The 23,881-nt window shown below is 55.1% G+C and carries 21 protein-coding genes; 8 read left to right on the forward strand and 13 right to left on the reverse strand.

Annotated features, from left to right (window positions below; genetic code table 11):
* Positions 1-317 precede the first annotated feature (317 nt).
* On the reverse strand, positions 318-1,232 hold the full coding sequence (locus ADH66_RS16010; protein WP_066538782.1) for an AEC family transporter: 915 nt from the start codon (positions 1,230-1,232) through the stop codon (positions 318-320).
* A 156-nt stretch (positions 1,233-1,388) separates the two neighbouring features.
* On the opposite strand from ADH66_RS16010, the gene ADH66_RS21170 reads away from it, so the two are divergent.
* The 3 genes from ADH66_RS21170 to ADH66_RS16020 all read left to right on the forward strand — a co-directional run bounded on the left by ADH66_RS21170 (position 1,389) and on the right by ADH66_RS16020 (position 3,644).
* Positions 1,389-1,505 (forward strand): DUF5060 domain-containing protein, encoded by a 117-nt coding sequence (locus ADH66_RS21170; RefSeq protein WP_162288756.1) that lies wholly within the window; start codon positions 1,389-1,391, stop codon positions 1,503-1,505.
* A 424-nt stretch (positions 1,506-1,929) separates the two neighbouring features.
* The gene (locus tag ADH66_RS16015; RefSeq protein ID WP_066538780.1) at positions 1,930-3,321 is read left to right on the forward strand and encodes an MATE family efflux transporter; all 1,392 of its coding nucleotides are present in this window, start codon (positions 1,930-1,932) and stop codon (positions 3,319-3,321) included.
* Positions 3,318-3,644 (forward strand): MGMT family protein, encoded by a 327-nt coding sequence (locus ADH66_RS16020; protein ID WP_066538774.1) that lies wholly within the window; start codon positions 3,318-3,320, stop codon positions 3,642-3,644. Before ADH66_RS16015 ends, ADH66_RS16020 begins: the two co-directional genes overlap by 4 nt.
* A 270-nt stretch (positions 3,645-3,914) precedes the next feature.
* Here the strand turns inward: ADH66_RS16020 and ADH66_RS16025 are convergent, their stop codons facing one another.
* From ADH66_RS16025 to ADH66_RS16050, 6 genes are all read right to left on the reverse strand, one after another.
* Positions 3,915-5,255 carry an FAD-dependent oxidoreductase gene (locus ADH66_RS16025; RefSeq protein WP_066538772.1) on the reverse strand — a complete coding sequence of 447 codons (1,341 nt, stop codon included), beginning with the start codon at positions 5,253-5,255 and terminating at the stop codon, positions 3,915-3,917.
* Positions 5,236-6,114, reverse strand: coding sequence for an aldose 1-epimerase (locus tag ADH66_RS16030; protein ID WP_066538770.1), 879 nt, complete (start codon positions 6,112-6,114; stop codon positions 5,236-5,238). The genes ADH66_RS16025 and ADH66_RS16030 overlap by 20 nt, the downstream gene beginning before the upstream one ends.
* Positions 6,111-8,189, reverse strand: coding sequence for a DUF6259 domain-containing protein (locus tag ADH66_RS16035; RefSeq protein WP_207653004.1), 2,079 nt, complete (start codon positions 8,187-8,189; stop codon positions 6,111-6,113). The genes ADH66_RS16030 and ADH66_RS16035 overlap by 4 nt, the downstream gene beginning before the upstream one ends.
* Before the next feature lie 265 nt (positions 8,190-8,454).
* Positions 8,455-9,882, reverse strand: coding sequence for an extracellular solute-binding protein (locus ADH66_RS16040; protein WP_066538765.1), 1,428 nt, complete (start codon positions 9,880-9,882; stop codon positions 8,455-8,457).
* 37 nt (positions 9,883-9,919) lie between these two features.
* Entirely contained in the window at positions 9,920-10,828 is a 909-nt protein-coding gene (locus ADH66_RS16045; RefSeq protein ID WP_066538763.1) for a carbohydrate ABC transporter permease, read from the reverse strand.
* Positions 10,829-10,844: 16 nt separating this feature from the next.
* Positions 10,845-11,810, reverse strand: a complete 966-nt coding sequence (locus ADH66_RS16050) for an ABC transporter permease (protein ID WP_066538762.1) — start codon at positions 11,808-11,810, stop codon at positions 10,845-10,847.
* A gap of 339 nt (positions 11,811-12,149) precedes the next feature.
* Between ADH66_RS16050 and ADH66_RS16055 the strand changes: the two genes are divergently transcribed.
* From ADH66_RS16055 to ADH66_RS16070, 4 genes are all read left to right on the forward strand, one after another.
* Positions 12,150-13,571: a hypothetical protein gene (locus ADH66_RS16055; protein ID WP_066538760.1), complete on the forward strand. Its 1,422-nt coding sequence runs from the start codon at positions 12,150-12,152 to the stop codon at positions 13,569-13,571.
* A gap of 83 nt (positions 13,572-13,654) precedes the next feature.
* Complete coding sequence (locus tag ADH66_RS16060) at positions 13,655-15,502, forward strand: class I mannose-6-phosphate isomerase (protein WP_066538754.1); 1,848 nt, start codon at positions 13,655-13,657, stop codon at positions 15,500-15,502.
* Positions 15,495-16,367: an ROK family protein gene (locus ADH66_RS16065; protein WP_066538749.1), complete on the forward strand. Its 873-nt coding sequence runs from the start codon at positions 15,495-15,497 to the stop codon at positions 16,365-16,367. Before ADH66_RS16060 ends, ADH66_RS16065 begins: the two co-directional genes overlap by 8 nt.
* Before the next feature lie 27 nt (positions 16,368-16,394).
* Positions 16,395-17,252 carry a MurR/RpiR family transcriptional regulator gene (locus tag ADH66_RS16070; RefSeq protein WP_066538747.1) on the forward strand — a complete coding sequence of 286 codons (858 nt, stop codon included), beginning with the start codon at positions 16,395-16,397 and terminating at the stop codon, positions 17,250-17,252.
* A gap of 17 nt (positions 17,253-17,269) precedes the next feature.
* Here ADH66_RS16070 and ADH66_RS21375 read toward each other — a convergent pair whose 3' ends face one another.
* Positions 17,270-17,392, reverse strand: a complete 123-nt coding sequence (locus ADH66_RS21375; RefSeq protein WP_257789541.1) for a hypothetical protein — start codon at positions 17,390-17,392, stop codon at positions 17,270-17,272.
* A gap of 111 nt (positions 17,393-17,503) precedes the next feature.
* Here ADH66_RS21375 and ADH66_RS16075 point away from each other — a divergent pair, with 111 nt between their 5' ends.
* Complete coding sequence (locus ADH66_RS16075) at positions 17,504-17,989, forward strand: DNA-binding domain-containing protein (RefSeq protein WP_157767226.1); 486 nt, start codon at positions 17,504-17,506, stop codon at positions 17,987-17,989.
* Here the strand turns inward: ADH66_RS16075 and ADH66_RS16080 are convergent.
* The 5 genes from ADH66_RS16080 to ADH66_RS16100 all read right to left on the reverse strand — a co-directional run bounded on the left by ADH66_RS16080 (position 17,986) and on the right by ADH66_RS16100 (position 23,749).
* The gene (locus ADH66_RS16080; RefSeq protein ID WP_066538743.1) at positions 17,986-19,494 is read right to left on the reverse strand and encodes a serine hydrolase domain-containing protein; all 1,509 of its coding nucleotides are present in this window, start codon (positions 19,492-19,494) and stop codon (positions 17,986-17,988) included. The genes ADH66_RS16075 and ADH66_RS16080 overlap by 4 nt on opposite strands.
* 26 nt (positions 19,495-19,520) lie before the next feature.
* The gene (locus tag ADH66_RS16085; protein WP_066538741.1) at positions 19,521-20,294 is read right to left on the reverse strand and encodes an alpha/beta hydrolase; all 774 of its coding nucleotides are present in this window, start codon (positions 20,292-20,294) and stop codon (positions 19,521-19,523) included.
* Between the two features lie 25 nt (positions 20,295-20,319).
* A complete protein-coding gene (gtfA, locus tag ADH66_RS16090) occupies positions 20,320-21,774 on the reverse strand; it encodes a sucrose phosphorylase (protein ID WP_066538740.1) in 1,455 nt (484 codons plus the stop codon).
* 115 nt (positions 21,775-21,889) lie between these two features.
* The gene (locus tag ADH66_RS16095) at positions 21,890-22,783 is read right to left on the reverse strand and encodes a carbohydrate ABC transporter permease (protein WP_066538739.1); all 894 of its coding nucleotides are present in this window, start codon (positions 22,781-22,783) and stop codon (positions 21,890-21,892) included.
* 21 nt (positions 22,784-22,804) lie between these two features.
* On the reverse strand, positions 22,805-23,749 hold the full coding sequence (locus ADH66_RS16100; RefSeq protein WP_066538738.1) for an ABC transporter permease: 945 nt from the start codon (positions 23,747-23,749) through the stop codon (positions 22,805-22,807).
* Positions 23,750-23,881: the final 132 nt, after the last annotated feature.

Consider the following 23,881-nt stretch of genomic DNA (forward strand, 5'->3'; position numbering starts at 1 on the left):
CCCCATAAGGTCGGCCTCACTTCCCCGCCCTCTCCAGCGGCAACAGTCCTTTTATGCGCTCCCATTGTTCTTTTGTCAATTCATATCGTTCTATATCCCTAATTTTGCACTATCTCTCAATTTGTGCAATATTTATTTTTTGCACAGAGCCTGGTAATAATTTGCGTGAGATTTCACAACCACCTATTCCCTTTCTCCCCTTTTACTAAGATATATTTTTGCTATAAGCGCAACTAAAATCCCTGTGCAAACAGATCCTTTCTGTATGCCCAGGGATTTCAACTTCTATTTTGCCTCAAATTACTTTCCTATATCTATCACCATAAAATTCCCGCCGCTGCCACCAACACAGGCAGCGTCAGAATAGACAGCACCGTGCTGAGCACCACTGTTCTGCACGCATACGAGTAGTCCTTCCCATACAGTTGGGCATATACCGCCACATTGGCCCCCACCGGCGCGGAGGCGCCTAAAAGGATCACGTATTTCATCGTCAAGTCCACCGGCAGCGGCGTGAGCAGGGCCAATGTTACAGCGGGAATGAGCAGCAGACGAACCGCGCTGAGCACATACAGCCTTGGGGACATAACGGTCTCCTTCAAGCTGGTCTGTGCCATATAGATCCCCAGCACCAGCATGGCTACAGGGGAGTTCAAGGCTGCCAGACCGCCTATTGCTCCGCCCAGGACCCCGGGCAGCCGTGAGCCCAGCCCCGTGACGAACAGCACCACCCCTGCGGCAGTGCCCACGGTGATGGGATTCAGCAGCACCCCCTTTAGGGAGACCGCCCCCTTATCGCCCTTGAGCAGCGCCGCGCCATATGTCCACTGCAAAAGGTTCAGCAGCACCACAAAGCCTACCAGAAGAAAGACAGCCTCGTCTCCAAAGCCGGCCCGCACCAGAGGGATGCCCATAAAGCCGCAGTTAGAAAAGGCGGCGGCAAAGTTGTCGACGGGGCTCTTCTTAAAGGCGAAATGGGATATGGCCGCCGAAACCGCCAGGGCCACAGCCGCAAGCAAGGCGCTGAGCCCCAGGGCCCTCAACTTTTCCAAGGAGAGCTCCACGCAAAAGCTGTTGATGATTACGGCCGGGATAATGAGCCATACCAGCAGGTTCGCCAGGGACTTGCTGCCCTCCTTCGTGATTTTTCCACCCTTGAACAGAGCGAATCCCACGAGCATATATATCGCCATGGTCAGGGTTTGCTGAAATACTATGCTGGTGGTTTCCATTTACAAGTTCTCCCTAAATAAAGCATTTTTCTTTTATTATAGCCAGAAGGGGCAGATTTGTCAAATAAATCTTAGCTTACCTCTTGCTTAAGAGATGTTAAGTTATATAAGGAAGGGGATCTGCACGAAAACTGGCAGAACTGGGTAAACGAGAAGATGTCCCTGGTGCAGCCGGTGCTGTCAAAGGAGGCGATAAGCGGCCTTGAAGCGGAAAACCCCTTCCTGGACGTGGTGATAACCGCAGAGTTTACTGGGCCCACTGGGAGACTTTGACGAACCGGGGTATAAGTTCCGCACCTATCAGATAGCCGGCTCCAGCCATGATAGCCGGCACTGTATCCTGGACTACCAGATATTCCAGCTTTTCCACGGATAAACACGGCAAGCTCAGCCCGATCTTTGGAAAGGTAAACCCTTTTACCCCCGAGAAGCTGAAGGCCCCTTCAGCAGACGGGATACAACGTGCCCAATGCTCTTTTCTTCTGAACTGCAATATAATGCAAGTAACATTCGTGGCACGCCTCTCAACGATGCGTACCATGTCGGGTCGTTCAATTTGTAGATAAGTTATGAAATTGGCGGTTGAACAACCAGGCAGCTTATGATATACTATACATCAATTAGACTTCCCTCCTATTTTCTGAAAGGGTCGAAACCAAACCGAAAAAAGTACAGGTTCTAAGGAAAGGAGCCCTCCATGCCTGCAGAAAACGAAAAGACCGAATTATTTGAACGCACTCCCATTCCCAAGGCCGTTATGACCCTGGCCCTCCCCACCGTCCTCAGCTCCCTGGTGATGGTGCTCTACCACCTGGCGGATACCTTCTTTGTGGGGATGCTGGACGACCCCCTCCAAAACGCGGCCCTCACCCTCTCCGGACCCGTACTGCTGGCCTTTAACGCGGTGAACAACCTGTTCGGCGTGGGCACCTCCTCCATGATGAGTCGGGCCCTGGGAACGAAAGACTACGATACCGTATACAGAAGCTCCGCCTTTGGGTTTTACGGCTCCCTCATAAGCGGGGTGCTGTTTTCCGCGGCCTTCACTGCCTTCCGAGGGCCGCTGCTCCAAGTTATGGGCACACAGCAGAGCACCCTCTCCGCCACCAGCGATTACCTGCTCTGGACCGTGACCTTTGGGGCCGCTCCCGCCATCCTCAACGTAGTGCTGGCCTATCTGGTGCGCTCAGAGGGGGCGTCCCTCCACGCCAGCATCGGCACCATGAGCGGGTGTCTCCTGAACATACTCTTAGACCCTGTATTTATTTTGCCCTGGGGGCTGAATATGGGCGCGGCGGGCGCGGGCCTTGCCACCTTCCTCTCCAACTGCGCGGCCTGCCTGTACTTCTTCGTGCTGCTGTTCCTGCGCCGGGGGAAGACCTTCGTGTGCGTGAAGCCCTCCATGTTCGGGTTCCGCCGGGCTATTGTGCTGGGCCTCCTCGGGGTGGGCGTGCCGGCCTCTATCCAAAATCTGCTGAACGTGACCAGCCGCATGGTGCTTAACAACTTCACCGCCGCCTACGGCCCGGATGCGGTGGCGGCCATGGGCATTGCCAGCACCATCAGCTCCGTGGCCATGCAAATTGCCATGGGCGGCTCTCAGGGAATCATGCCCCTGATTGGTTATAACTACGCCAGCGGCAACATAAAGCGCATGAAGGAGACCGTCATCTTTTTGACAGCGATCGCTCTGGGCTTTATGGCAGTGGCCACGGGGGCCATGTTCTTTGGGGCCAGGTGGTTTACCCTGCTGTTCATCCAGAACCAGTCGGTAGTCACCTTCGGCGCGGCCTTCCTTCGGGGGCTCTGTCTGGCCCAGCCCTTTTTGTGCATTGACTTCACCGCCGTGGGGGTGTTCCAGTCCTGCGGCATGGGCAGGCGGGCCCTGCTGTTCGCGGTGCTGAGGAAGATCGTGCTGGAGATCCCCGCGCTGCTCCTGCTGGATAAGCTCTTCCCGCCCTACGGGCTGGCCTATTCCCAGCTGGTGGCAGAGGCCCTCCTGTCGGCGGCGGCGGTCATCATGTTGCTGCGGATCTTCCGCACCCTGGAAAAGAAAAAATCCCCCTTGGCGGGAGGCGGCAAGGTATGAGCTTCAGGGACGAGGTATATGAGCTGGTAAGCCGCCTCCCTGCCGGGAAGCTGGCTACATACGGGCAGCTGGCGGCGCTGTGCGGCAGGCCCAGGGCCTCGCGCATAGTAGGCGCGGCCCTGCTCCACGCCCCGGAGGGGCTGCCCTGCCACCGGGTGATTTATCGGGACGGTACCCTGTGCTGTGACAAAGCTTTTGGGGGCAAGGAAATTCAGCAGCAAATGCTGGAGGCGGAGGGTGTCCCTTTTCTGCCGGACGGAAGGGCCGATTTGCGGGTTTGCCAGTGGGAGGGGCCCGAGGCAGGGTTTGAGAGCGAAGACTGACAGCATCTTGTTGCAGAGCCTTTTATCAAGCTCCTGAAACTTGGCGCATGAGGTTATGGTGTCCATAGCGGTGAAGTCTTTGGGATATTTTTTGGGTGCACAGATGTGCTGCCATACTAGAAAAATGTGTTGCGGGAGAGAAGGCTTTGCATATCATAAATTGTATTACCGAAGGGCAGTTAAATTTTTAAAGCGAAAGCCGCACCCTCAAAGCCTCTTGCTCTGAGGGTGCGGCTTATCTGAGCAGCTTATTTTTCTTCACAAGCGCACTTATAAATACACTCCCTGCTCCAGCAGTATGCCGCGTAGTGATTTTGGCTCGACCTCACGCGGCTGGATCCCCTCTTTTACCGCCATGGCCGCGGCTGTACCTGCCGCTTGGCCCAAGGCGATACAATGAGGTATCCAGTTGGCCTCTTGGTTTGCCTCCTCGCTAGAGGAAAAGCAGCGGCCCGCCACAAGAAGGCCGTCCAGCTTCTCAGGCACCAGAACGCCATATGGCATTTCCATGCGGGGGTAAGCCTGAAGCCCACTCACCGTGGGAAGCACCGCAATAATATCCTCGCGTCCTGTATGCTTCCCAATATCGTCCATTGTAAAGCGTTCTACGCCCTTCAGCCGCCTGCTGCCCCTGGTGCCTACCTGAGAGGCGAAATCATATAGATAAGCGCCCTCGAGCCCAGGGAAATTCTCCCGCAGATATCTTATCAGCGGGTTTATAGTCCGTGTGGTAATGAAGGCTGTGTCTGTAAGGCCCGTTATGGTCATGCAGTCTCTTGGTATAAGACTGTCTATCCAGACGACATCGTCTCTGTTTGAGGAGATGATCTGCATATCATAGCCCGCTATCCGAACGGCTTCCCGCAGCTTCTCCCTGGCGCTTGGCGTTTCCCTGAGCCCTTTGGTATAGCGCTCATAGCTTACACCCCCAAGCCGGAACACCAGCGAGGTATTGGCTGTGCGGGAGGTGGTCAGGCTGGCGCTCTCGTACCCCGCTCCTGCTGTGGCGAAAATGTCCCCGTCGCCGGTGCAGTCAACTATAACCTGAGCCATCACCGCTTTCCGGCCCTCTTTGCTCTCAAATATTACGCCGGTCGCTTTGACGTCCTCAACAACAGCCTGGCAGCCTAAACAGTTACAGTACACCACCACTCCCGCCGCCTCTGTCATGTCGTTCAGCACGGCCTTCAGCATTTCCGGGTCGCAGTTCACGCCATACATGACCCGTTCCTTGCGGATAAAAAGCCCATGGCTGCGGTATTTTGCCAATACCTCCGGGTCCTTCGAGCCGATCTCCCATTTTTGCGGTCCAAACGCGCCGTTAGGGCAGGCCCGTAGCCTGTCTACCCACTCATTCATTAGGCCGGCCACAAGCTGCTCCCTGCCGCCGTTCAGTATTGGGTCGCTGAGGAAGGGTATCAGCAATACCTGCCCCCCGGTAGCCATACCGCCCAAATAGGCGCAGCGCTCCATCAGCACCACCCGCTCCGCACCGGAATTCTTTGCTGCCACCGCCGCCGTCACCCCAGCCGGGCCGCCGCCCACCACCAGCACATCGCACCGATCATAGACCACGGTCTCACGGAGGGGGTCATGGACTGTACTCTTCATTGTCCCCCTTCTTTCTCTTCTTTAAAAGGCTGATTTTCTGCCAAAGGCACAGGCTCTCACCCGGGCGCAGCCTCCGGCAGCCATAACGGCTCAATTCATTCACTGGGCCGGTCTGAGGCTCCACACAGACCCAGCCTTCACCCGCCCTGGAAAAAAGCACCCAATCTGTAAATTTCTCCGACACCTCATAAGTAAACTCCCCAATTTGCGCCATACGGCCTGCGCTGCCCTCCTTGGCCGTGTAAAACCCCGAGACCCGCACCCCCCTGGGCCCGCGGCCCGCCGCTATCTCCTGCTCCGTGCCGTCCAGAGGGAGCAGGTCTCCTGTTGGGATAAAGCTGTCGTCAGTCTCCCGGCGTCGGCTTATTGGGGCCATAAATTCTCCCGGAGCGGCAAAGGCCGTGTGGAAGCCGATCTCAACGGGCATATCTCCCGCGCCGGTATTTGTGACCTGCGTCTTACGGCAAAAGCCCTCCTTATCCAGGCTGTCGGTCATAGCCACCTCGCACGGAAACGGAAAGTATTCCCCTTTGTTTTCCATATGTGTGATCACCCGGTCGGGCCCGCTCCCGAGCACCATAAATGAAGCGCCCGCGAAAAGTCCATGAATATGGTTATTGCGGGCCGGCTCGTTAATGGGCAGCCGGTAATCTTTGCCGTCAAAGGTGAAATGTCCGTCCGCAACCCGGTTTGGGGGAAAGAGGAACGGCATTCCATACAGCAAGGGCTCGGAGCTGAGCTCGTCCGTATTTTCCGGCTCACGCAGGACGGGCTCGTTTTTATACCTCAGGCTCAGCACCCGGGCCCCACAGTCCGGGTCTATCGCCGCGAACCAGTGGCCTTTTCTCAATTCTATCATGCCTTATCCCTGCCGAACAGCTGTACAATAAGCTGCTGGGGTTCCATTGTCCTTGGAGGCCCCTCCCTTGGGCCCTCGGGGGAATCAACCGCCTCCAGACTCCAGCCGGGAACCTCTAAGTTCACCTTCTGGGGCAGCTCTGTGTCGTTCCACATAACCACCGCCAGCTTGTCTGCGCTCTCAAAAGCTTTAGCGAGCACGGCGACGTTATCCTGTTTTAGCGGCAGGCTGTCCACAAAGCGGCCAAGCCCCAACAGCTCCCAGTGGCGGCGGCGCAGGTCTCCGGCCTTTTTGGCATAAGTGTTCTCCCGCTCATATCTCCTCGTGAGCACGTCCTCACAGTCGGCGTCATAGCGGATCTCCATCTCAAAGCGGAAGCCATACACACAGGCATAGTTTACCGCGCGCTTTTCAATATACGGGCGGGGATTGCGTATGGTGATGATAGTCTCGGGGAAACAGTAGCGGAAGAGCTCCGGGTAATTGTGGATACTTTCTGTGCCGCTGCCCCAATCGCCCTCGCCGCTGGGATAAGAGGAGATGCCGTGCACACCGTCAAGATAGGCCGAGTACACGTCCGTGATATGCTCGGAGAAGAAGCCAAACTGAGAGTCCAGCTCCTTGGTGCGTCGCTGTATGCCGTCCATAAGCAGCTTGCGCCCTCCGGGCATAGACAGGGAGGGCTTCCCCTTTGGGTGTGGATGGCGCTCGTCAAAGCACGGGCGCGGAGGCATACCGCCAATCTGGTCATAAAGTATTCCGTCGGGGCCAAAGGACTGCACCCAGTCTGCCTTTTCTTTCATCAGCTCCTGCCATTCGGGACAGCTCGGGCATGAAGTGGCAAAGGATTTATTTGTATAATATTTCAGATAGCTGCTGTTGTGGGCCTTATTGTACCATTCCAAATACGGTATGCCGTCCTTGCTGCGGCACACATACCGGTCGCCGCCGTTTTTATAAAAATCAGTGGTAGTATCTATGAGATGCCCCTGATAGTACAGCGTCACGCTGCCTCCCGCCTGCTGCACCTCCCTGATTCCGTCTGTCAGGGCCCGGGCGCCTCCCAAGCTCTCGCTGACCTTCAGGTCGGGATACTGGTTGTCATGCCCTGAGTCATACCAGCCGAAGAGCCCCACTGTGTCGCAGCCGGTATCTTTCGCCAGCTCATAGAGCTTCGGAATAGTGTTGTAGGGCCACATCTCCACGCCGAACTGCTGCTTCATAATGACCAGATAGTAGCCGTTCATATTTTTGACCCACTCCGGCTTCTCATGTGTGGGCCGCCATGTTTTGGCCCACTGAGAGTAGATGTCAGCCCCCCTATGCCAAGTCCCCTCATAGAGGCTCAGCACGGCGTCGGGAGCCTGCCACACCTCGCCCGAGCGCACAAAGGCCAGTTTGTCCATCACCAGGGTGACGTCCCCATCATCACCGGGCGCTCCCAGTACCCGCAGGTCTGTCACATGGTGGTCGGCGTCGTGGCTTTGCAGAAACAGGCTGCGGCCGTCTCCCTCCAGGGCCATCCACTGCATGGAGGCGTAGCCCGGGTATGTGGTCCCGAAGGAACAGTTGGTTATCTCGCGGCAAGGGCCGCTGCCAAAGTTGGACAAACCCACCTTGCGGCTCTTGTGCCCGGAGAGAAACTGCCCGATATCCTGCACCCGCATACCGCTCTGAATCGGGAACAGCAGATCCGGGCCCTTGCCCCGGGGCCCCTCGCTGAGCGTCCGCACCACACCGATATATGGATACTCGAAGTCCGTCACCCAGGCATCCGGCTCGCGGTTGTCTATCTCCGCGGAGAAGCGCACAGTGTCTCCGTCCAGCCGCGCCGTAAGGGTCAGGCCTATATCCACCGTGCCGCCGGAGTGTATCAGAGTGTCGGTATGGAAAAGCAGGGCGTTTTTCTCAGCGGTTACGGTGAACTCCTGGCCGGCGCTCACCACGGTATTTTCCCAGTTCTCCCCCCTCTTAAATATCATTCTAAAGCTTGTCTCCGGCGCAGTGGAAATGATATTTCCCTCTGCTATAGCCAGCATAACAAGCCGCGCCTGGGCGTCAAACCCAATTCTCATATTTTGGCTTTCCAGCCTATACATTCAGTCCACCTCTTTCTTATTATACAGAATCACCATGATCTCCTCCGGGGCAATCTCTTTTGGCATATCGGAAAGCTCCCCGGTGAGAGCGGCAGCTTTTTCAAACGTCCAGCCCGGGGCGTCAAACCCCTCCAGCGAAATAGGCTCTCCGCTGTCGTTCCAAAGGGCCGCGGCAAGCTGGCTGCCGTTTACAAAAGCTTTCGCGAGCAGGCCGGGGCTGGGGATATCCAGAGGGTCTGTATCACGGAACTCGCCCCGGCCCAGCAGCTGCCAATAACGGCGGCGCAGGTCTGAAACCGCCTTCTGTGATCATATTCTCATGGGCCAGGTCAACGCCCTCGCGGGTCTGGGCGTTAAAGCAGCGCATCTCACAGTTGACGGCGGGCGGGCAGAGCCAGCTATAGCAGAAACCGCCCTCGGCGCGCTGCTTGGTGCCGTCGGTGTACTCACCCAGGTACTCATACTCGCCGTTGTCCCTGTCTATCCACTTGAACATAACATCCTCAACGCCAAGATACAGCAGGTCGTTGCCCTCGTCGGTGCAGCAGAAGTCCGCGACACGCAGGCAGGCGTCTATGTTCTCGGTTCTGGCGGCAATGCACCAGCCGCCGGTTATATTGGCAAACTGAGGAGACACGCCCTTGCTTCCGTCAGGCCCCTCGATAACGGCAAAGCCAAAGGTGGGGGTAACCTCCTCGGTATAGCGGCCGGGCATCCAGTTGTTGGTGGGACCAACGCACTGGAACTCCATAGCGCCGGCAACGCCGTTCCACATTTTGCCAAACTTGTCCATAGGCGGAATGGTCAGCCAATCGGGCTCAACCAGGCCGTCGTTTATAAGCCTACGGATATACTTGATGGCCTCGAGATAATTGGGGTGCTTGGTGTAAATAGAGACCGTGCCGTCATCAAGCACAATGTTGTTCTTGTTGGCGGGAATACCGTAGGCGCCGAAGATGGAGTCAAAGGAGCGCGGGTCGGAGTCCGTCGCAAGACCGAATGTGTCCTTCTTGCCGTTGCCGTCGGGGTCGTTGTTGGTAAACGCGTAGTACACGTCATAGAGCTCGTCCAGATTGGTGGGCATTTCCATATTCAGGTTATTGAGCCAATCGGTGCGGATATTCAGGTTATAGGCATATCCCAGCTGACCGTCCGGCACATAATATATCGCGCCGTCCTTGTTTGCGGGCACCTGGTTTAGCAGCTCCCCGGCGTTCTTAAACCAGTTGGGCGCCTTGTCCTCAAGACCTGCCAGATTGTAGATAAGGCCGGCGTCTGCATATTCCTGTGCCTCTGTCACTACATTTATGACGCGGAACATATCCGGCAGGGTGTCTGACGCTGCCATTGTGCTGCGTTTTGTGGCGGCGTCGTCAGTAGGTGTATAGATCATGTTGATTTTGGTGTTAGTCATCTCGCCCAGCTTGTCCAGCACCAGGTTTGTGGCGTTAGGGGTATTGTCGCCGTCCATCATGATGGTGATCTCCGCCGCCTCTTCGGGACCCTCGCCCGCGTCAGAGGCGTCAGGAGCTGAGCTCTCGGTCTTGGAGCTCTTTGTGCTGTCAGCCGCAGATGAAGAGTTTTTGTCCTCCTTGCCGCCGCAGGCGGTGAAGGCCGCCATCAGCATCAGGACCGCCAACAGGATAGATAAGAATTTCTTCGCTTTCATGTTTTGCCTCCTTAATGGAAATATTTGCGTCTAGCCTTTATCCTTTAACCGAACCCACCATCACACCCTTGGTGTAATACTTTTGCAGGAACGGATAAACGATTAGTACAGGGATAACCGAGACTGTGATGACTGTCATCTTCACGGTCTCCTCTGTCAGCCGCGAGGCCGCGCTTACATCCGCCATCTCGCTGACGGTGCCGCTCTTGGCTCCCGCCGCGGCTATGAGCTGGCGAAGGAAGTTTTGCAGCAGCTGCAGGTTTGAGTCGTTCACATACAGCACATTGTCCATATATCCGTTCCACAGCGCTACGCCGTAGAACATGGCCAGGGCCGCCAGTGCCGGGCCGGAAAGGGGGAGCACAAGGTGGAACAGCACCTGGAACGGGTTTGCCCCGTCTAACAGGGCTGACTCCTCAAGGGAGGGCGGTATGGACTGGAAGAAGTTGCGCAGGATAAACATATTATAAGCGCTCATTGCCGCCGGAAGCACATACACCCAGAAGGTGTCCAGCATATGCAGGTCTCTTATTAAAAGGTATGTGGGTATCATACCTCCGTTAAAGAGCATTGTGAAGAATATCATCAGCGAGAAGAACCCCCGCCCCTTAAATCTTGGCAGCGACAGCGGATACGCTGTGAGCGCCGTGAGCAGCAGGGAGACGCCGGTGCCTATGAGCGTTTTGAGGAGGCTGTTGCGGTAGCATATGTAGAGCTGCTTTGTGCTCAGCAGCTGCTGATATGACAGCAGGGAAAATTCTCTGGGCCATAGAAAGATGCCGCCGCTCATAGAGGCATGAGAATCCGAAAGAGAGTACATCACCACGTGCCAAAAGGGGTAAATAGTGATAACGACCATCAGGCCTAAAAATATACCGTTGATAATCTGTCCCACACGCTCGCCGCCGGTTGCGGCTCCAAGCTTACGATACCTTTTACTTGCCATTTACAGTCCTCCCTCTTTATATAAGTCCGCTTTCGGGGTCGACCCGCTTCGCGATCCAGTTGGTAATAATAACCAGGATCAGTCCCGTGAAGGACTGGAAAAGCCCGGCCGCCGTCGATATGCCGTATTTCCGCTCCTGAAGGCCCAGCTTATAGACATAGGTGTCGATAATGTCGATTTTAGAGATAATGGCATCGTTGCTGAATACAAATATCTGGTCGAAGCCCGCGTACATCATTTCGCCCACACGGAAAATCAGCAGCACGATGATAGTGGTGCGGATACACGGCAGGGTGATATGCCACATCTGCTTGAGGCGCCCCGCCCCGTCTATTGTCGCCGCCTCATAGAGCCCCTGGTCTATGCCCGTTATGGCCGCCAGGTAAACTATGGTTCCCATGCCCGCGCCCTTCCACACATGGGAGATTACGATCATCGTGCGGGCGGCGGACTGGCTTGCCAACAGGTTCGGCAGGGCCCCCTCATAGCCAAAGAGGGCCAGAACCTCCTTGAGCGCCCCGGCGTTTGGCGACAGGATAGCGTAAAACAGGCCGTACACCACAACCCAGGAGACAAAGTTTGGCAAAATGACCGAGGTCTGCACCAGCTTCTTCATTTTTGAGGAGCGCACCTCGTTTATCATCAGGGAAAGTATTATGGGGAACGGGAAGCCGAAGACCAGCTTGGCAAAGCTGATTATTATGTTATTCTGCAGGGCCCGGAGAAAAGCCGTGCGCCCAAACAGATCTATAAAGTGCTTCCACCCCACCCAGGGAGCGTTCATAACGTCCATGCCGATCTTAAAATCCTTGAAGGCGATGGTGACGCCGTACATTGGCGCGTATTTAAAAACCAGAATATAGACCAAGCCCGGCAGGAACATGAGATAGAGCATCCAATCCCTTCTCATGGTGGACAGGAACCTGGATTTTAGCGGCGGCTTAGGGACAGCGCCCACTGAGGGTTTCGTCAAATTATTCATTTTCTTCCACCTTTCAAGATTTTCTTTGTCAGTTTATAGATGTATTATAATGGCTGTACACTCACTTGTCAAGATAATTTTTTGAAAAATAAAAATAATTTTTGAAACTTATTTTCTCACATGGCAACAAAAAGGGGAATTTTCAAATATCTTTGGGAAACCTTCAAACTATTTCGTTAATCATGTGCTGTTTATTTTAATCCTTCCAAAGATAAAAATTTTCGAAAATAAAAATTTTTCCCGAAAAACTATTGACTTCCTCGGCAAATTCATTTATAGTATTTTCTATAAGAGACATAGCGGCACTATGTGATTTCAGAGGAAAGGTGGAGTTTTTCTATGCAGAAGGCAAGAATGGGTGTTTTACTTATTGCCACAAACCGATTTTACCACCTGGGTGAGGATACGCCCAAAGGCAGCTATCATCAGCGCAAAATGAGAGAGGTTCATGAGTATATGGAGGCCCTGGAAGATTTTTGCGACCCCATAGGTCTTGGCCGCCCGGCCTATACCCGGGAGGATCTGGCGGAGGCTCTGGCTCTGTTCCAGCGCGAAAAGGCCGACTGCATTTTCGCGGCGTTTCTCTCCTGGACAGAGGATTTCCTGTGGGTGCGTTTTTTGCGGGACGTGGGCTCCGTGCCGGTGCTGTACGCCCTGCGGGTAAGGGAGTCTATTGATTTTGCAGACACCGCTGATGAAAGCGATTTTACAGAGTTTCTGTCTGCCGGCGGGCTTGTTGGAACGCTCGAGGGCTCGGGCAGCGTGGCCCGCTTTAAGCCCGAGATGTTCGAAACCGCCGTGGGGACTCTCCCCCAGCTCATGGAGAGGGCGAAGGTCTTCTGCGCGGCGGCGGCCATGCGCTCGCGGCTGCGGCAGTCGGTGTTCGGCCTGCTCGCCTCCTATAACGAGGTGATGTGGTCTACCTATGTGGATCCATACACCCTGTTCCAGAAGGCCGGGCCGGAATTGCGGTTCCTCTCTGTGGTCACGCTGGTTCAGGAGGTGGAAAAGGTGCCCGCGGAGCAGGTAGAACAGGCTTGCAAGACACTTAGCGAGCGCTATACGGTTCTGCCCGACGTATACCAGGAGAAGTTCAAAGCCTCTGTGCGGGCGTCCATAGCCTTAGAGAATACCGGGCGCAGTGCGGGCGTGGATATGGTGGTGCTCAACGACGTGGACCCGGTGCTGCTCACGAAGGTTGGCCTGCGGCCCGGATTTATACCCACTCCCGCAGGCGGGGATATTCCAGTGGTGCCCGAGGGAGACATTGGCGGAGGTCTGGCGGTGTATATTCTGCGGGAGCTCACAGGAAAGCCGGTAAGCTTTATCGAGCCCTTCCATATGGATCTGCCCAATAACTGCTTTGCAGGTGGCCATGCCGGGCCCAACGACTACACCGACCCGGCGGGCTCTGTGATGATCGCCCGGGATGTTCGCTTCGCAAAGACCTCCTATAAGCACGCGGGCGCGCCCTTTGCCTGGTATCTCCTCCCTCCCGGGCGCAAGACCCTGCTGCATATCTCCCAAAAGGACGGCGGCTTCAAGATGGTCTGCGCGCTGGTGGACGCTCTGCCCGCGAAGCATTTTATCACCTCCTATTCCCACGGGCTGTTCCGGCCTGTGGGGCAGGATATGCCCTCGTTCTTCCATAAGCTTATCAACGAGGGAGTGACCCAGCATTACGCGGTCGCAGACGGCGAACATATAGCGGAGCTGGAGGCGCTAGCGGGGCTGATGGGCTTCTCGTTTGTCCGGCTGTAGGTATATTTTTCCAATTTTGCCCTTTCGGACTTTATTTTTGTCAGATTTTCATATATAATATATTTGAGTTGGAGGTCAGTTTTATGAGTTTCATGTTCAATCCCTATCCTTATGACGACCCGAACGCCATAAATCATGTGTCCATTTCCCCCGATATACGTGAGTCTGTTACACGGGACACCGGGGCCACTGCCCGCCGGGTGTTGAAGGACGCGCAGAAGATCATAGCCGAAAAGGGCCGCTGCGTACTTGGCATAGACGGCTATGTCAGCGCCCCCATAGACCGTTTCCGCGGCATGGTGGAGCTTTTGGGCGCTGCCGAGGGCGTGACAGTACGGTGCATATCCGCTGCCGGGCTGTATCTGCCCGAGGAGGAGCTGCACGACAAGCTGCTCCCATATCTGCCGGAGGACCGGGAGACCGACCCACCCCTGCTCTACGGACGCCTCTACGATAAAGGCATAGAGGGGCTGATGGATCCGGAGAAAATTGAGCAGACGGCAAAAAGCCTTAGGAATTTTTCCGAGTCCAGTAAAGGGCTGCTCCTTCTTTGGGGCAGCGGAGCGCTTATCGACGCCCTGCTTCCCCTGTGCGACCTGCGGCTGTTTATTGACATGACCCAGAAGCGCACCATCCTGAACATAAAGAACGGTTCCGCCGGAAACCTTGGCTATACCGAGCGCCGCTCCCCCACCGAGATGATACGCCACAGCTATTATGTGGACTTCGAGGCCCTGATGCCCCATAGAGGGCGCCTTGCCCGCGAGGGGAAAATAGACTACTATCTTACCGGCGACGACCCTGAGCATATCCAGTCTCTTTCAATACCCGCGCTAAAGGCGCTCTTCGGCGCCATGGTACAGCAGCCGCTGCGCTGCAAGCCCGTGTACATCGAGGGAGTATGGGGCGGATTTTATGTTAAGCGCCTGCGGAACCTGCCCGAGGAGATGAAAAACTGCGCCTGGGTGTTCGATTTGATACCCATGGAGGTCTCTATAGTGGCGGAGGACAGCGGGCTCTCGCTGGAGTTCCCTTTCTATTTCTTCGTACAGCTCATCGGCGAGCAGCTCATGGGCAAAAAGGCCCATGAGAAGTTTGGCGGCTACTTCCCCATTCGGTTTAACTATGACGACACCTATCACGCGAGCGGGAATATGTCCATACAGTGCCACCCCGACGGAGATTATGTCCGCAAGAATAACGGCGAGCTGGGGCGGCAGGACGAGAGCTACTATATGGTAGTGGCCGGCCAGGAGGCCAAGACCTACTGCGGCTTCAGGAGGGACGCGGACGTTGAAGAGTTCATTGAAAAGGCCCGCCGGGCCGAGAAATACGGCGAGGGATTTGACCACGACCAGTACGTCTACTCCGAACCCTCCCGTCCGGGAATGCAATTCCTGATCCCCGCCGGCACTATACACGCCTCCGGCCGAAACCAGGTTATTTTGGAGATCGGCAGTCTGACAATAGGCTCCTATACCTATAAGATGTACGACTATATGCGCAAGGATCTGGACGGCAACCTTCGTCCCATACATACCTATCACGGCGACAAGGTGCTGCGCCGGGATTTCCGGGAGCCCTGGGTAAAGGAGAATCTCCTCCAGCAGCCGAGGGTTCTCCGGGAGGGAGACGGCTTTGTGGAGACAGTCGTGGGCGAGCACGATCTGCTGTATTTCAGCCTGCACAACGTGCGCTTCCCCGAGCGCTATACAGACGAAGCCACCGACCGCTTCCACGTGCTGGTGCTTGTGGAGGGCGAAAAGTGCCTGATACGCTCCCTTACCGACCCCAGCAAGTATTTTGCCCAGAACTATCTGGACATGGTAATAGTCCCGGCGGGCTTCGGGCCCTATGAGGTCATAAACGAGGGAGTCGGCGTGATCACCATGCACAAGACCCTGTTGAAGGACGGCTTTGAAAATGAGTGAGCCCTGCGTTTTAGCGGTGGACGCCGGGGGCACATCGCTGAAAGCCGCCCTGGTACAGCCCGGCGGCAGGATCGTCCCAGACAGCTTTTTGCAGGTGCCGGTCGATTCCCGGGGCAGCGCGGAGGAAATTGCCGGCGCATACAGCGCTTTAGCCCGTGATGCAGGAAAGCTCGCCGGTAAGCTCGGGCTCGAAATCGTCAGGGCCAGCGTATGTATCCCCGGGCCATTTGACTATGCCGGGGGCGTCAGTCTCATGAAGCACAAATACCAAAGCGTGTTCGGTGTGCCCCTGCGGCCCTGGTTTATAAAGACGCTGGGAAATATTCCCGTCACCTTTCTCCATGACTCCACTGCGTTTCTGCTGGGCGCAGTTAAAGCTGAAGAGCTGGCGCGCCACCGGCGCATATGCGGGGTCATCATTGGCACAGGCCTTGGCTTTGCGTCTATGTACGACGGACAGATGAACCTTAACCCTCAGGGCGGGCCGGGTATCAGCATTTTCGCCCGGCCCTTTGGGGCGGGCACCGCCGAGGACTATGTCTCCCGCCGGGCGATAGAGCGCGCTTACTCCAAAAAACACCCCCAAAGGACTGTGCCGTCGGTCAAGGATATCGCGGGCTTGGCTATGGCGGGCGACCCCGTGGCGGCAGACTGTTTCAAGGATATGGGACGGTGTCTTGGGCAGGTGCTGCGGGACATTATTGAGAAGGAGCAGTTCACGCTGGTGCTGTTGGGCGGGGCCATATCCAAATCATTAGAGCTGTTTATCCCCCAGCTGCGTGACGCCCTCCCGGGCCTGAACGCAGAGATACGCCCAGCCGGGGATATAGATTTGGCGCCGCTTCTTGGCGCCGCAAAAAGCTGAACGAAAACAACGGAAGGGAGCTGTACTATGGCCGATTGCTGTATAAAGCTAAAAGAGCGGATGGGGTCTTTGACAATTAAGGAGCAGCAGGTCGCAACCTTTATCTTGGATTACCCGGAGGAGGTCATAAAAATGTCCATCAATGACCTTGCCGACTCCTGCGGGGTCAGCGTGTCATCGGTGGTGCGGCTCTGTAAGTCCATTGGCTATTCCGGGTATAAGGAGCTTTGCCGGATGCTCTCAACGGAGCTGCTGATGAACCAGCAGGAGGCCGTAACCTATGAGGACGTGCGTCCCGGGGACTCCATTGAGGCTATCATGCGCAATGTGTGCATGGCGGATATAAAGGCGATAGAAAACACAATGTCGCTTATTAACGTGGCAGATTTGGAACAGGTGGTAGATTTGATTTCCAGGGCCCAGCGGGTAGACTTCTACGGAGTGGGTTCCTCCGGATATGTGGCCATGGACGCGCGCAACAAATTTCTGCGGATAAACAAGATATCCATGCCCTGCTTTGACCCCCACGACCAAATTTTATGCGCCGCGACCCTAAAGCCCGAAGACGTGGCTGTGGCCATCTCCTATACCGGGGACACAAAAGATATCTTAGAGACAGTGGGCATTGTCAAGCGCACCGGCGCCTCTCTAATTTCCATCACCCGCTATAACAAGAACCCCTTAGCCCAGCAGTCCGACCTGCAGCTCTACACTGCCTCGCCGGAAACCATGATGCGCAGCGGAGCCATGGGCTCACGCATTGCCCTGCTTGCGGTGGTGGACATTCTCTACACCTGCACCGCGAGCCGAAACTATGAGAACGTAAAGAAGTCTTTGGACACCTCCCGGCTTATTACGGCAAAAAAGCATATGCAACTCATCTGACGAACTCAAACCAATATTCATGAAACTTTTGGCAGGCCGGTGTACGCATTATAGGGGATCCACTCGCCAGGCGGGTGGATCCCTTTATGCAGCTTTGCCAGGTTTTTGATGATGGCCGCCGCAGAGGCTGGCGTGTTCACGAAAGCCCCCGGACAGCAAAGGCGCACAGTCTTCAGTAAGGTTCACCCATGTGACCGCTGGTTTTGATGACGCGTAGATGACTTTATCCCGCAATCCTTTTTTGCGTTAGGGTGCATTGCAAGAGTACGGCCAGGGCGAAATCAACAGGCAGCCCGCCGGAGGCGCGGGATTTGTTCTACTCCCTGTACATGACCCAGCAGAAGCGAAAAATCAAGCTCTGCTATGACCTCGTCAAGCTGATATATCCCGATATTCCTTCTGTTTCGTCCTTTGAGCGCAGGGTCAGGAAGATACCCCGGTATGCCATTCTGTACTACCGGGAAGGCCCAAAAATCTATAATGACGCGCGCTCCAATAAGGTTATATCCTTCATTGTGCGGGACGCTTCCCCCAATGCAACGGTGGAGCGCTTTTTCGGCACGTTCACAGACCGCTATGTCATTGGCGGCGATAAAACGCACATCCCCGGTTCGGGACGCTTTGTGGAAAACTGCCGTCACCCGAGGACCCCTCTAATACAAGAAGCCTCCTTGGGAAGATATGGCTTTCCGCCATTTACCCAGGAAGCTTCTTCTTTTCCGTTTCCCTATTCTTAAGCTCTTTTGGCTATAATCCGCTCCTTGCCGTTGGCCGGGCCGAACCCGCCCACCGTATTTTCCCGTGTGATTACTACCCCACTGTCAGAAAAAGCAAATCGATAGGTATCTTCAAAGCAGGTCTCCACCCAGCGCACTGCCAGAGAAAAGACCTCCGGGGCGCTCCACCAGCCGTTCAGGCACAGGCGACTAATGGGTGAACCCTCCTCTTCTACGTAATTGAGCGCCCGGGTACCGTCCGTGGCAATATCTACCGCCCGGTCCCGGCCCTCCTGTACATAGCTCATCCGGCAGCGGCCTGGCTGGAAGTCCAGCCGGAAACGTTCAAAGCCACCGGGGCCTTGCCAGCCGCTCATCCAATGCACAGCGTTCTGCTCCCAGCGAAGCTCTCCGCTTTCGATCTTCCACCAAGCCCTGTTGATAGCGTCCTCCATGTCGCTGTGGGGTGCGAACACCGGAGCGGGCAGCGCCAGCCGGGACATTCTGTTCTTTAGGCAGCTGCTGGCCTCCGCGTCCTCCGGCAGCGCGCCCTCCTCCGAAACCTCCTCCAGAAACTCCCAAATAATGTCCAGGCTCTTCTGCGCCCAATGGGCGCCCGTGGCGGTCTCGTTGATGGAAATGATCATGTCCTTATCCGGCGCCACAATGGAAAACTGCCCCATCGCGCCGTCCGCCCGGTAGACCCCGGCAGGGCGGCACAGCCAGATCTGGAAGCCATAGCCCACAAAGTTATCCGCAGCCTCCGGGTTGCCAAGGGCTTCGGTAGCGGATTCATTTTGCAGGCTGATGGCCTTTGCCACATAATCGTCTGCTAAGATCCGCTGGCCCTCCCACACGCCGCCGTCCGCATAAAGCTTCATCAGGCGCAGATTGTCCTCCGTGGTGGAAAACAGCCCTCCGCCCCCTACCTCCATGCCGTCCGGCATACGCATCCAGCTGACGCCCTCTGGGGCTATGCCAATTTTCTCAAACAGCCGGGGGGTTAGATATTCCTGTAGGCCCTGGCCGGTCAGCTTGCGAACGATGGCTCCCAGCACTGTAGAACCTACGCTATTATACATATAGGTTGTGCCCGGAGTATGGACCACCGGCGTGGCAAGAAACTCCTTGAGCCAGTCCACGCTGGGCGCGGGCATGGTCTCCATACCGCAGCCCATGCACAGCACCTCCCGCACGGTCAGCTTTTTCAGGTTCTCGCTAGGCTCCGCCGGAGACTCCTCCGGGAAAATATCAATGAGCCGGTCCTCCAGCTTCAGCAGCCCCTCGGTATAGGCGATGCCTACCGCCGTGGCCGCATAGGTCTTGGTCAGGGACTGCAAACCATGCCTCAGTCCTGGCGCATAGGGCGACCACCAGCCTTCAGCGCAGACCTTGCCATGGCGCATGATCATCAGACCGTGTGGTTCGGTAAAGCCGCTTTCCAGCTTGTCCAGCAAGCGTTCCACCGCCGCGCTGGGGATCCCCACCGCTTCCGGCGCCACCCGGGAAAACTCTGTCCGTCGCATTTGCGTTCCTCCTTTCCTATATAGAATTAAACCTTGTTGGGTCCCATCTGCTTAAAAACGTCTTCCCGGGGAATCCAGTCCAGGAAGCTGCTAACCTCCAGATCCCATATGGCGAACTCGTGCTCATAGCCGGGCATATCGTCGTACCGCAGTCTGGCGCCGGTCCACACTCGCTTTAAAAAGTCGTGATATTCCGTTACTGGGCCATAGAGAAAATCCTTATCTCCAATACACAGGAACAAGTCCGGCACCTTCCTACCTGCCAGAGCCTTTTCCGTCACCGCATAGAGGTCCTTCAGCCGTAGGCCCCTGGGGTTTTCTTCCAGCTGCTTTTGGCTAAATACCGCCGGAGAAAAAGCGCCAATCGCCCGGTATCTTTCTGGGTTCTCCAGGCCGTGCAGCAGCGCTCCATAGCCTCCCATGGACAGTCCCGCAATATAGCGATCTTTCGGATCGCCGGAAATGGGAAAATAGTTCTCTAAAAAGTCCGGCAGCTCTTGCTCCAAGAAGTCGTAGAAATTGTCGCCGCCCGGTTCATTGGAATAGGGCTTGTTTCCCACCGAGAACGTGACAATGGCGATCCGCTTCTCCTCGGCATAGCGGTCCACGCTGGTGTAGCGGTGCCAAACAGCATAGTCGTTGCCATGGCCATGGAGCAGGTACAGCACCGGGAACCTGCCCGGCAGCTTGTGGCTGCGCTCTCCCTCCATATTGCAGGAGGTAAACGAGGGCAAGGTCACCTCAATATCCACCCCATGCCCCAGGGAATAGGAGAAAAAATTGCACATTATTCTTGCCATCTCAATCGTTCCTTTCCCGCCGCGCTTATACGTTGTTTTCGTCTACCAGCTCTAGGGCACCTGCTTTCCCGGCAAACACCTGGTAGCTCTTTTTGGCAAAATCCACCCGCAGCTCAGCGGCCTCCTCCCCCTTTTGGCGGCGGATATGCAGCTGATTTTCACCGCAAGGCAGCAACTCGAAAGAGCCGTCAAAGGCCGGGCAGGTGTTGCGGAACTTCATCAGCTCCAGCAGCTTCTTCACCACCGGGCGCTGGACTTCCTGCCGAACCTCCTCCTCTGTATAATAGTGGCGGTTGATATTGCGGCCCTCCTTGGTTTTTTCCAGCAGCTCAATGTCGTTCTTGCCTGCCAGCATACCCACATAATACACCTGAGGAATCCCAGGCGCAAAGAACTGTACGGTCCTGGCCACCAAATATGCCGCGTCGTCGTCGCCCAAAGCAGAGTAATAGGTGCAGTTCACCTGATAGATGTCCAAATTGTTATATTTCGCGGTGTTATATACTTTTTTTACGTTGGCTCCGAATTGGAAGATATCCTCTTTCGTACGCTCGATCTCCTCGTCAGGCAGCAGGTCTTTTACGTCCACCACGCCAATGCCGTCGTGGGTATCCAGGGTGGTGAACTGCTTTCTGGGGCAGATCTCCAGCCAATGCTTCAGATATTGAGAGTTCCCATAGTATAAGGCGTTCAGCAGCAGCATGGGCAGGGCAAAGTCGTACACATAATAATCCTTTTCCGCAATCTTCATCTGCATGGAATAGTGCTCGTGGATCTCCGGCAAAATGGTGACCCCAAACGGCTTCATAATTCCGGCGGTCTCCTCTAGCAGCTCCCATACCTCCGGCTCCACGAAGAAGCAATTAGTGTCCGCTTTCTTGGTAGCATAGGCGAAAGCGTCCAGCCGGACAATGGCAATGCCGTGGCGGGCCAAGCCCTCCAAATTCTCCCGCAAAAACTTCTTTCCTGTCTCAGAGGGACAGTTTATGTCAATCTGCTCCTCGCCAAAGGTACACCAAACCTTCTCCTGTGTACCGTCTGCAAAGCGGGCGTCCACATAGGGTGCACGGGGCTTGCGCTTATAAATCAGGTCCACCTGGTGGTCTGTCGGCTCGCCGCCCTCCCAGAAGTCCTTATAGCGGAGGAACAAATCCTTATATTCCGAGCCGTCTTTCTTTTCCAGAAAGTCCTTGTAATACTCGCTTTGAGCAGAGATATGGTTGATCATATAGTCAGCCATTAGATAGTAGTCCTTAGAGAGGGCCTCCACGTCCTCCCAACTGCCAAAGGCCGGGTCCACCTCCCGATATGTCATGGGCGCGAACCCCCTGTCTCCAGAGGAGGGGAAGAACGGCAGCAGATGCACTCCGCCCACCGCCCCGCCGATCTGCTCCTTTAAAATCTTGTGGAGCTGGGGGATGTCCTTGCCCATGGAGTCGCTATAGGTAATGAGCATAATTTTATTTTCTAGTTTCTTCATGTTTCTCCCTCTTTCACGATTACAAATACCCGGTCCGGCGAATACACCGCCAGGGACCGCTAAAGAGCATACCTCCGTGCTGTTATCCAGCAGCATAATTCCCACAGCCGCGGGATCAGCCCTTAACACCGCCGATTACAATACCCTTTACAAAGGATTTCTGGATAAAGGGATACACCACCATAACAGGCAGCACCGCGATTACGGCAATGGCCATACGTACACCTACGCTGGGAATGGCACCCATCTCCAGATTCACACCCTGCAGCTGCTGGGCCGAGGACTTGAGGAACTGGATATTGTTCAGCATATTGGTAAGCACATTCTGAATGCTATACAAGTCCGTGCGTTTTACCAGATAGTATAGGCCGTTGGTCCAGTCGTTCCAATAAGCCAGACCGGCCATGAGTCCTACCGTACCGATAATGGGTGTGGACATGGGCAGCACTACCTCGAGGAGAGTCTTCATCTCGCTGGCGCCGTCCAGCTTGGCGGCTTCGATGATGGCATCCGGAATGTTCGTCTTAAAGTAGTTGCGCATAAGGATAACGTTAAAGGGACTCATAAGGAAAGACGGGATCAGCAGGGCGAAGATTGTGTCGCGGATATGGAAGACTTGAGAATACATGATATAGGTAGGCACCAAGCCCCCATTGAACAGCATGGTGAAGAATACCAAAAACGCAATAATATTCCTGGCAGGCAGGCCGGGCCGGGCCAGCGGGTAGGAAAGGCAGACGGTCATCATTACATTGCAGGCCGTGCCTACAAGGGTGATAAAGAACGTTATCCCATAAGCACGGAACACGGTTTGACTTGCCTTAAAAATGTACTGGTAGGACGCCAGGCTAAACTTCTGGGGGAAGAACGAATAGCCATTGGTGATCAGCGCCTGCTCGTCCGTAAAGGACGCCGTGAGCAGCAGCAAAAGTGGAATGACGCAGATCAGGGTAAGGATCGCCAAAACAATATTTGGAATCAGTTTTGCGGCCTTGCTAGAAGTAATCATCTCTATTTTTCCTCCTTCCTCTTAGAATAGCGCGCTGTCCGGGTCTACCTTGCGGGTAACCAGGTTAGTCCCCATGACCAAAATGAAGCCCAGCAAAGACTGCAGGAAGCCCGCCGCAGAGGACCTGCCCACGTCGTTGAGCTGTAAAAGCCCCCGGTACACATATGTATCGATAGTATTCGTCACATCAAAGAGCATACCATTGTTCATGGGCACCTGGTAGAACAGGCCGAAGTCTGAATAGAACATACGGCCAATGGCCATGATGACCAGTGTGATGATAGTGGTCTTTAGGCAAGGCAGGGTCACATATTTAATCTGCTGCCAAGTGGAAGCCCCGTCGATCACCGCGGCCTCATAGTAGGAGCCGTCTATGCCAATGAGGGTGGCGAAGTATAGAATGGAGGAATAGCCGAAGCCTTTCCACAGATTGATAAACACCAAAATAAACGGCCAGTATCTGGGCGTAGAGTACCAGCTGATGGGCTCTATACCCAAAGGCTCCAAAATGGAGTTATTGATAAAGCCGCTGTCTGAGCTTAAAAACGCAAAGGCCAGGTAGCTCACCACAGTGATAGAGAGCAGGTAGGGGATCAAGATGCAGGTCTGGTAGAGCTTGAGCGCCTTGGTTCGGATCTGCTCCAGCAAAATGGCGATTATAATGGCGACCACATTTCCCAAAATGATAAACACCAGGTTGTAGCAGATGGTGTTGCGGAAAATAATGAACGCGTCGTCCGTTTTAAATAGGAAGGAGAAGTTGCTCAGCCCACACCAGGGGCTGTTAAATACGCCCACATTGTAATTGATCTTTTTGAAAGCGAATGTAAGGCCAATCATGGGCATGTAGTTGTTTATCACCAGATAAGCCAGCCCAGGCAGCATGAGTGCGTAAAGAGGCAGGTATTTTGCGAAAAAGCCTTGCCGTTTTGCCCTATTTTTTAAGGAGGAGGCGGGTTTTGCCATTTTCTTTTCACGGTTCCTTTCTTCATCCCGGAAAAACGCTCTGATGGGCGCAAAACCGGGCCTTATGATACGTATAGGCAGATAAAGCGATGCTTATCTGCCTATATCGCAAGGTTCACTTTATCTCATTTT

The organism is Acutalibacter muris (assembly GCF_002201475.1).
GTDB lineage: Bacteria > Bacillota > Clostridia > Oscillospirales > Acutalibacteraceae > Acutalibacter > Acutalibacter muris.

Excerpts from the sequence above, each read along its gene's own strand:
- ADH66_RS16010 (WP_066538782.1), bottom strand. The coding sequence starts at position 1,232 with ATGGAAACCACCAGCATAGTATTTCAGCAAACCCTGACCATGGCGATA.
- ADH66_RS21170 (WP_162288756.1), top strand. The coding sequence starts at position 1,389 with ATGTCCCTGGTGCAGCCGGTGCTGTCAAAGGAGGCGATAAGCGGCCTT.
- ADH66_RS16015 (WP_066538780.1), top strand. The coding sequence starts at position 1,930 with ATGCCTGCAGAAAACGAAAAGACCGAATTATTTGAACGCACTCCCATT.
- ADH66_RS16020 (WP_066538774.1), top strand. The coding sequence starts at position 3,318 with ATGAGCTTCAGGGACGAGGTATATGAGCTGGTAAGCCGCCTCCCTGCC.
- ADH66_RS16025 (WP_066538772.1), bottom strand. The coding sequence starts at position 5,255 with ATGAAGAGTACAGTCCATGACCCCCTCCGTGAGACCGTGGTCTATGAT.
- ADH66_RS16030 (WP_066538770.1), bottom strand. The coding sequence starts at position 6,114 with ATGATAGAATTGAGAAAAGGCCACTGGTTCGCGGCGATAGACCCGGAC.
- ADH66_RS16035 (WP_207653004.1), bottom strand. The coding sequence starts at position 8,189 with ATGAGAATTGGGTTTGACGCCCAGGCGCGGCTTGTTATGCTGGCTATA.
- ADH66_RS16040 (WP_066538765.1), bottom strand. The coding sequence starts at position 9,882 with ATGAAAGCGAAGAAATTCTTATCTATCCTGTTGGCGGTCCTGATGCTG.
- ADH66_RS16045 (WP_066538763.1), bottom strand. The coding sequence starts at position 10,828 with ATGGCAAGTAAAAGGTATCGTAAGCTTGGAGCCGCAACCGGCGGCGAG.
- ADH66_RS16050 (WP_066538762.1), bottom strand. The coding sequence starts at position 11,810 with ATGAATAATTTGACGAAACCCTCAGTGGGCGCTGTCCCTAAGCCGCCG.
- ADH66_RS16055 (WP_066538760.1), top strand. The coding sequence starts at position 12,150 with ATGCAGAAGGCAAGAATGGGTGTTTTACTTATTGCCACAAACCGATTT.
- ADH66_RS16060 (WP_066538754.1), top strand. The coding sequence starts at position 13,655 with ATGAGTTTCATGTTCAATCCCTATCCTTATGACGACCCGAACGCCATA.
- ADH66_RS16065 (WP_066538749.1), top strand. The coding sequence starts at position 15,495 with ATGAGTGAGCCCTGCGTTTTAGCGGTGGACGCCGGGGGCACATCGCTG.
- ADH66_RS16070 (WP_066538747.1), top strand. The coding sequence starts at position 16,395 with ATGGCCGATTGCTGTATAAAGCTAAAAGAGCGGATGGGGTCTTTGACA.
- ADH66_RS16080 (WP_066538743.1), bottom strand. The coding sequence starts at position 19,494 with ATGCGACGGACAGAGTTTTCCCGGGTGGCGCCGGAAGCGGTGGGGATC.
- ADH66_RS16085 (WP_066538741.1), bottom strand. The coding sequence starts at position 20,294 with ATGGCAAGAATAATGTGCAATTTTTTCTCCTATTCCCTGGGGCATGGG.
- gtfA (WP_066538740.1), bottom strand. The coding sequence starts at position 21,774 with ATGAAGAAACTAGAAAATAAAATTATGCTCATTACCTATAGCGACTCC.
- ADH66_RS16095 (WP_066538739.1), bottom strand. The coding sequence starts at position 22,783 with ATGATTACTTCTAGCAAGGCCGCAAAACTGATTCCAAATATTGTTTTG.
- ADH66_RS16100 (WP_066538738.1), bottom strand. The coding sequence starts at position 23,749 with ATGGCAAAACCCGCCTCCTCCTTAAAAAATAGGGCAAAACGGCAAGGC.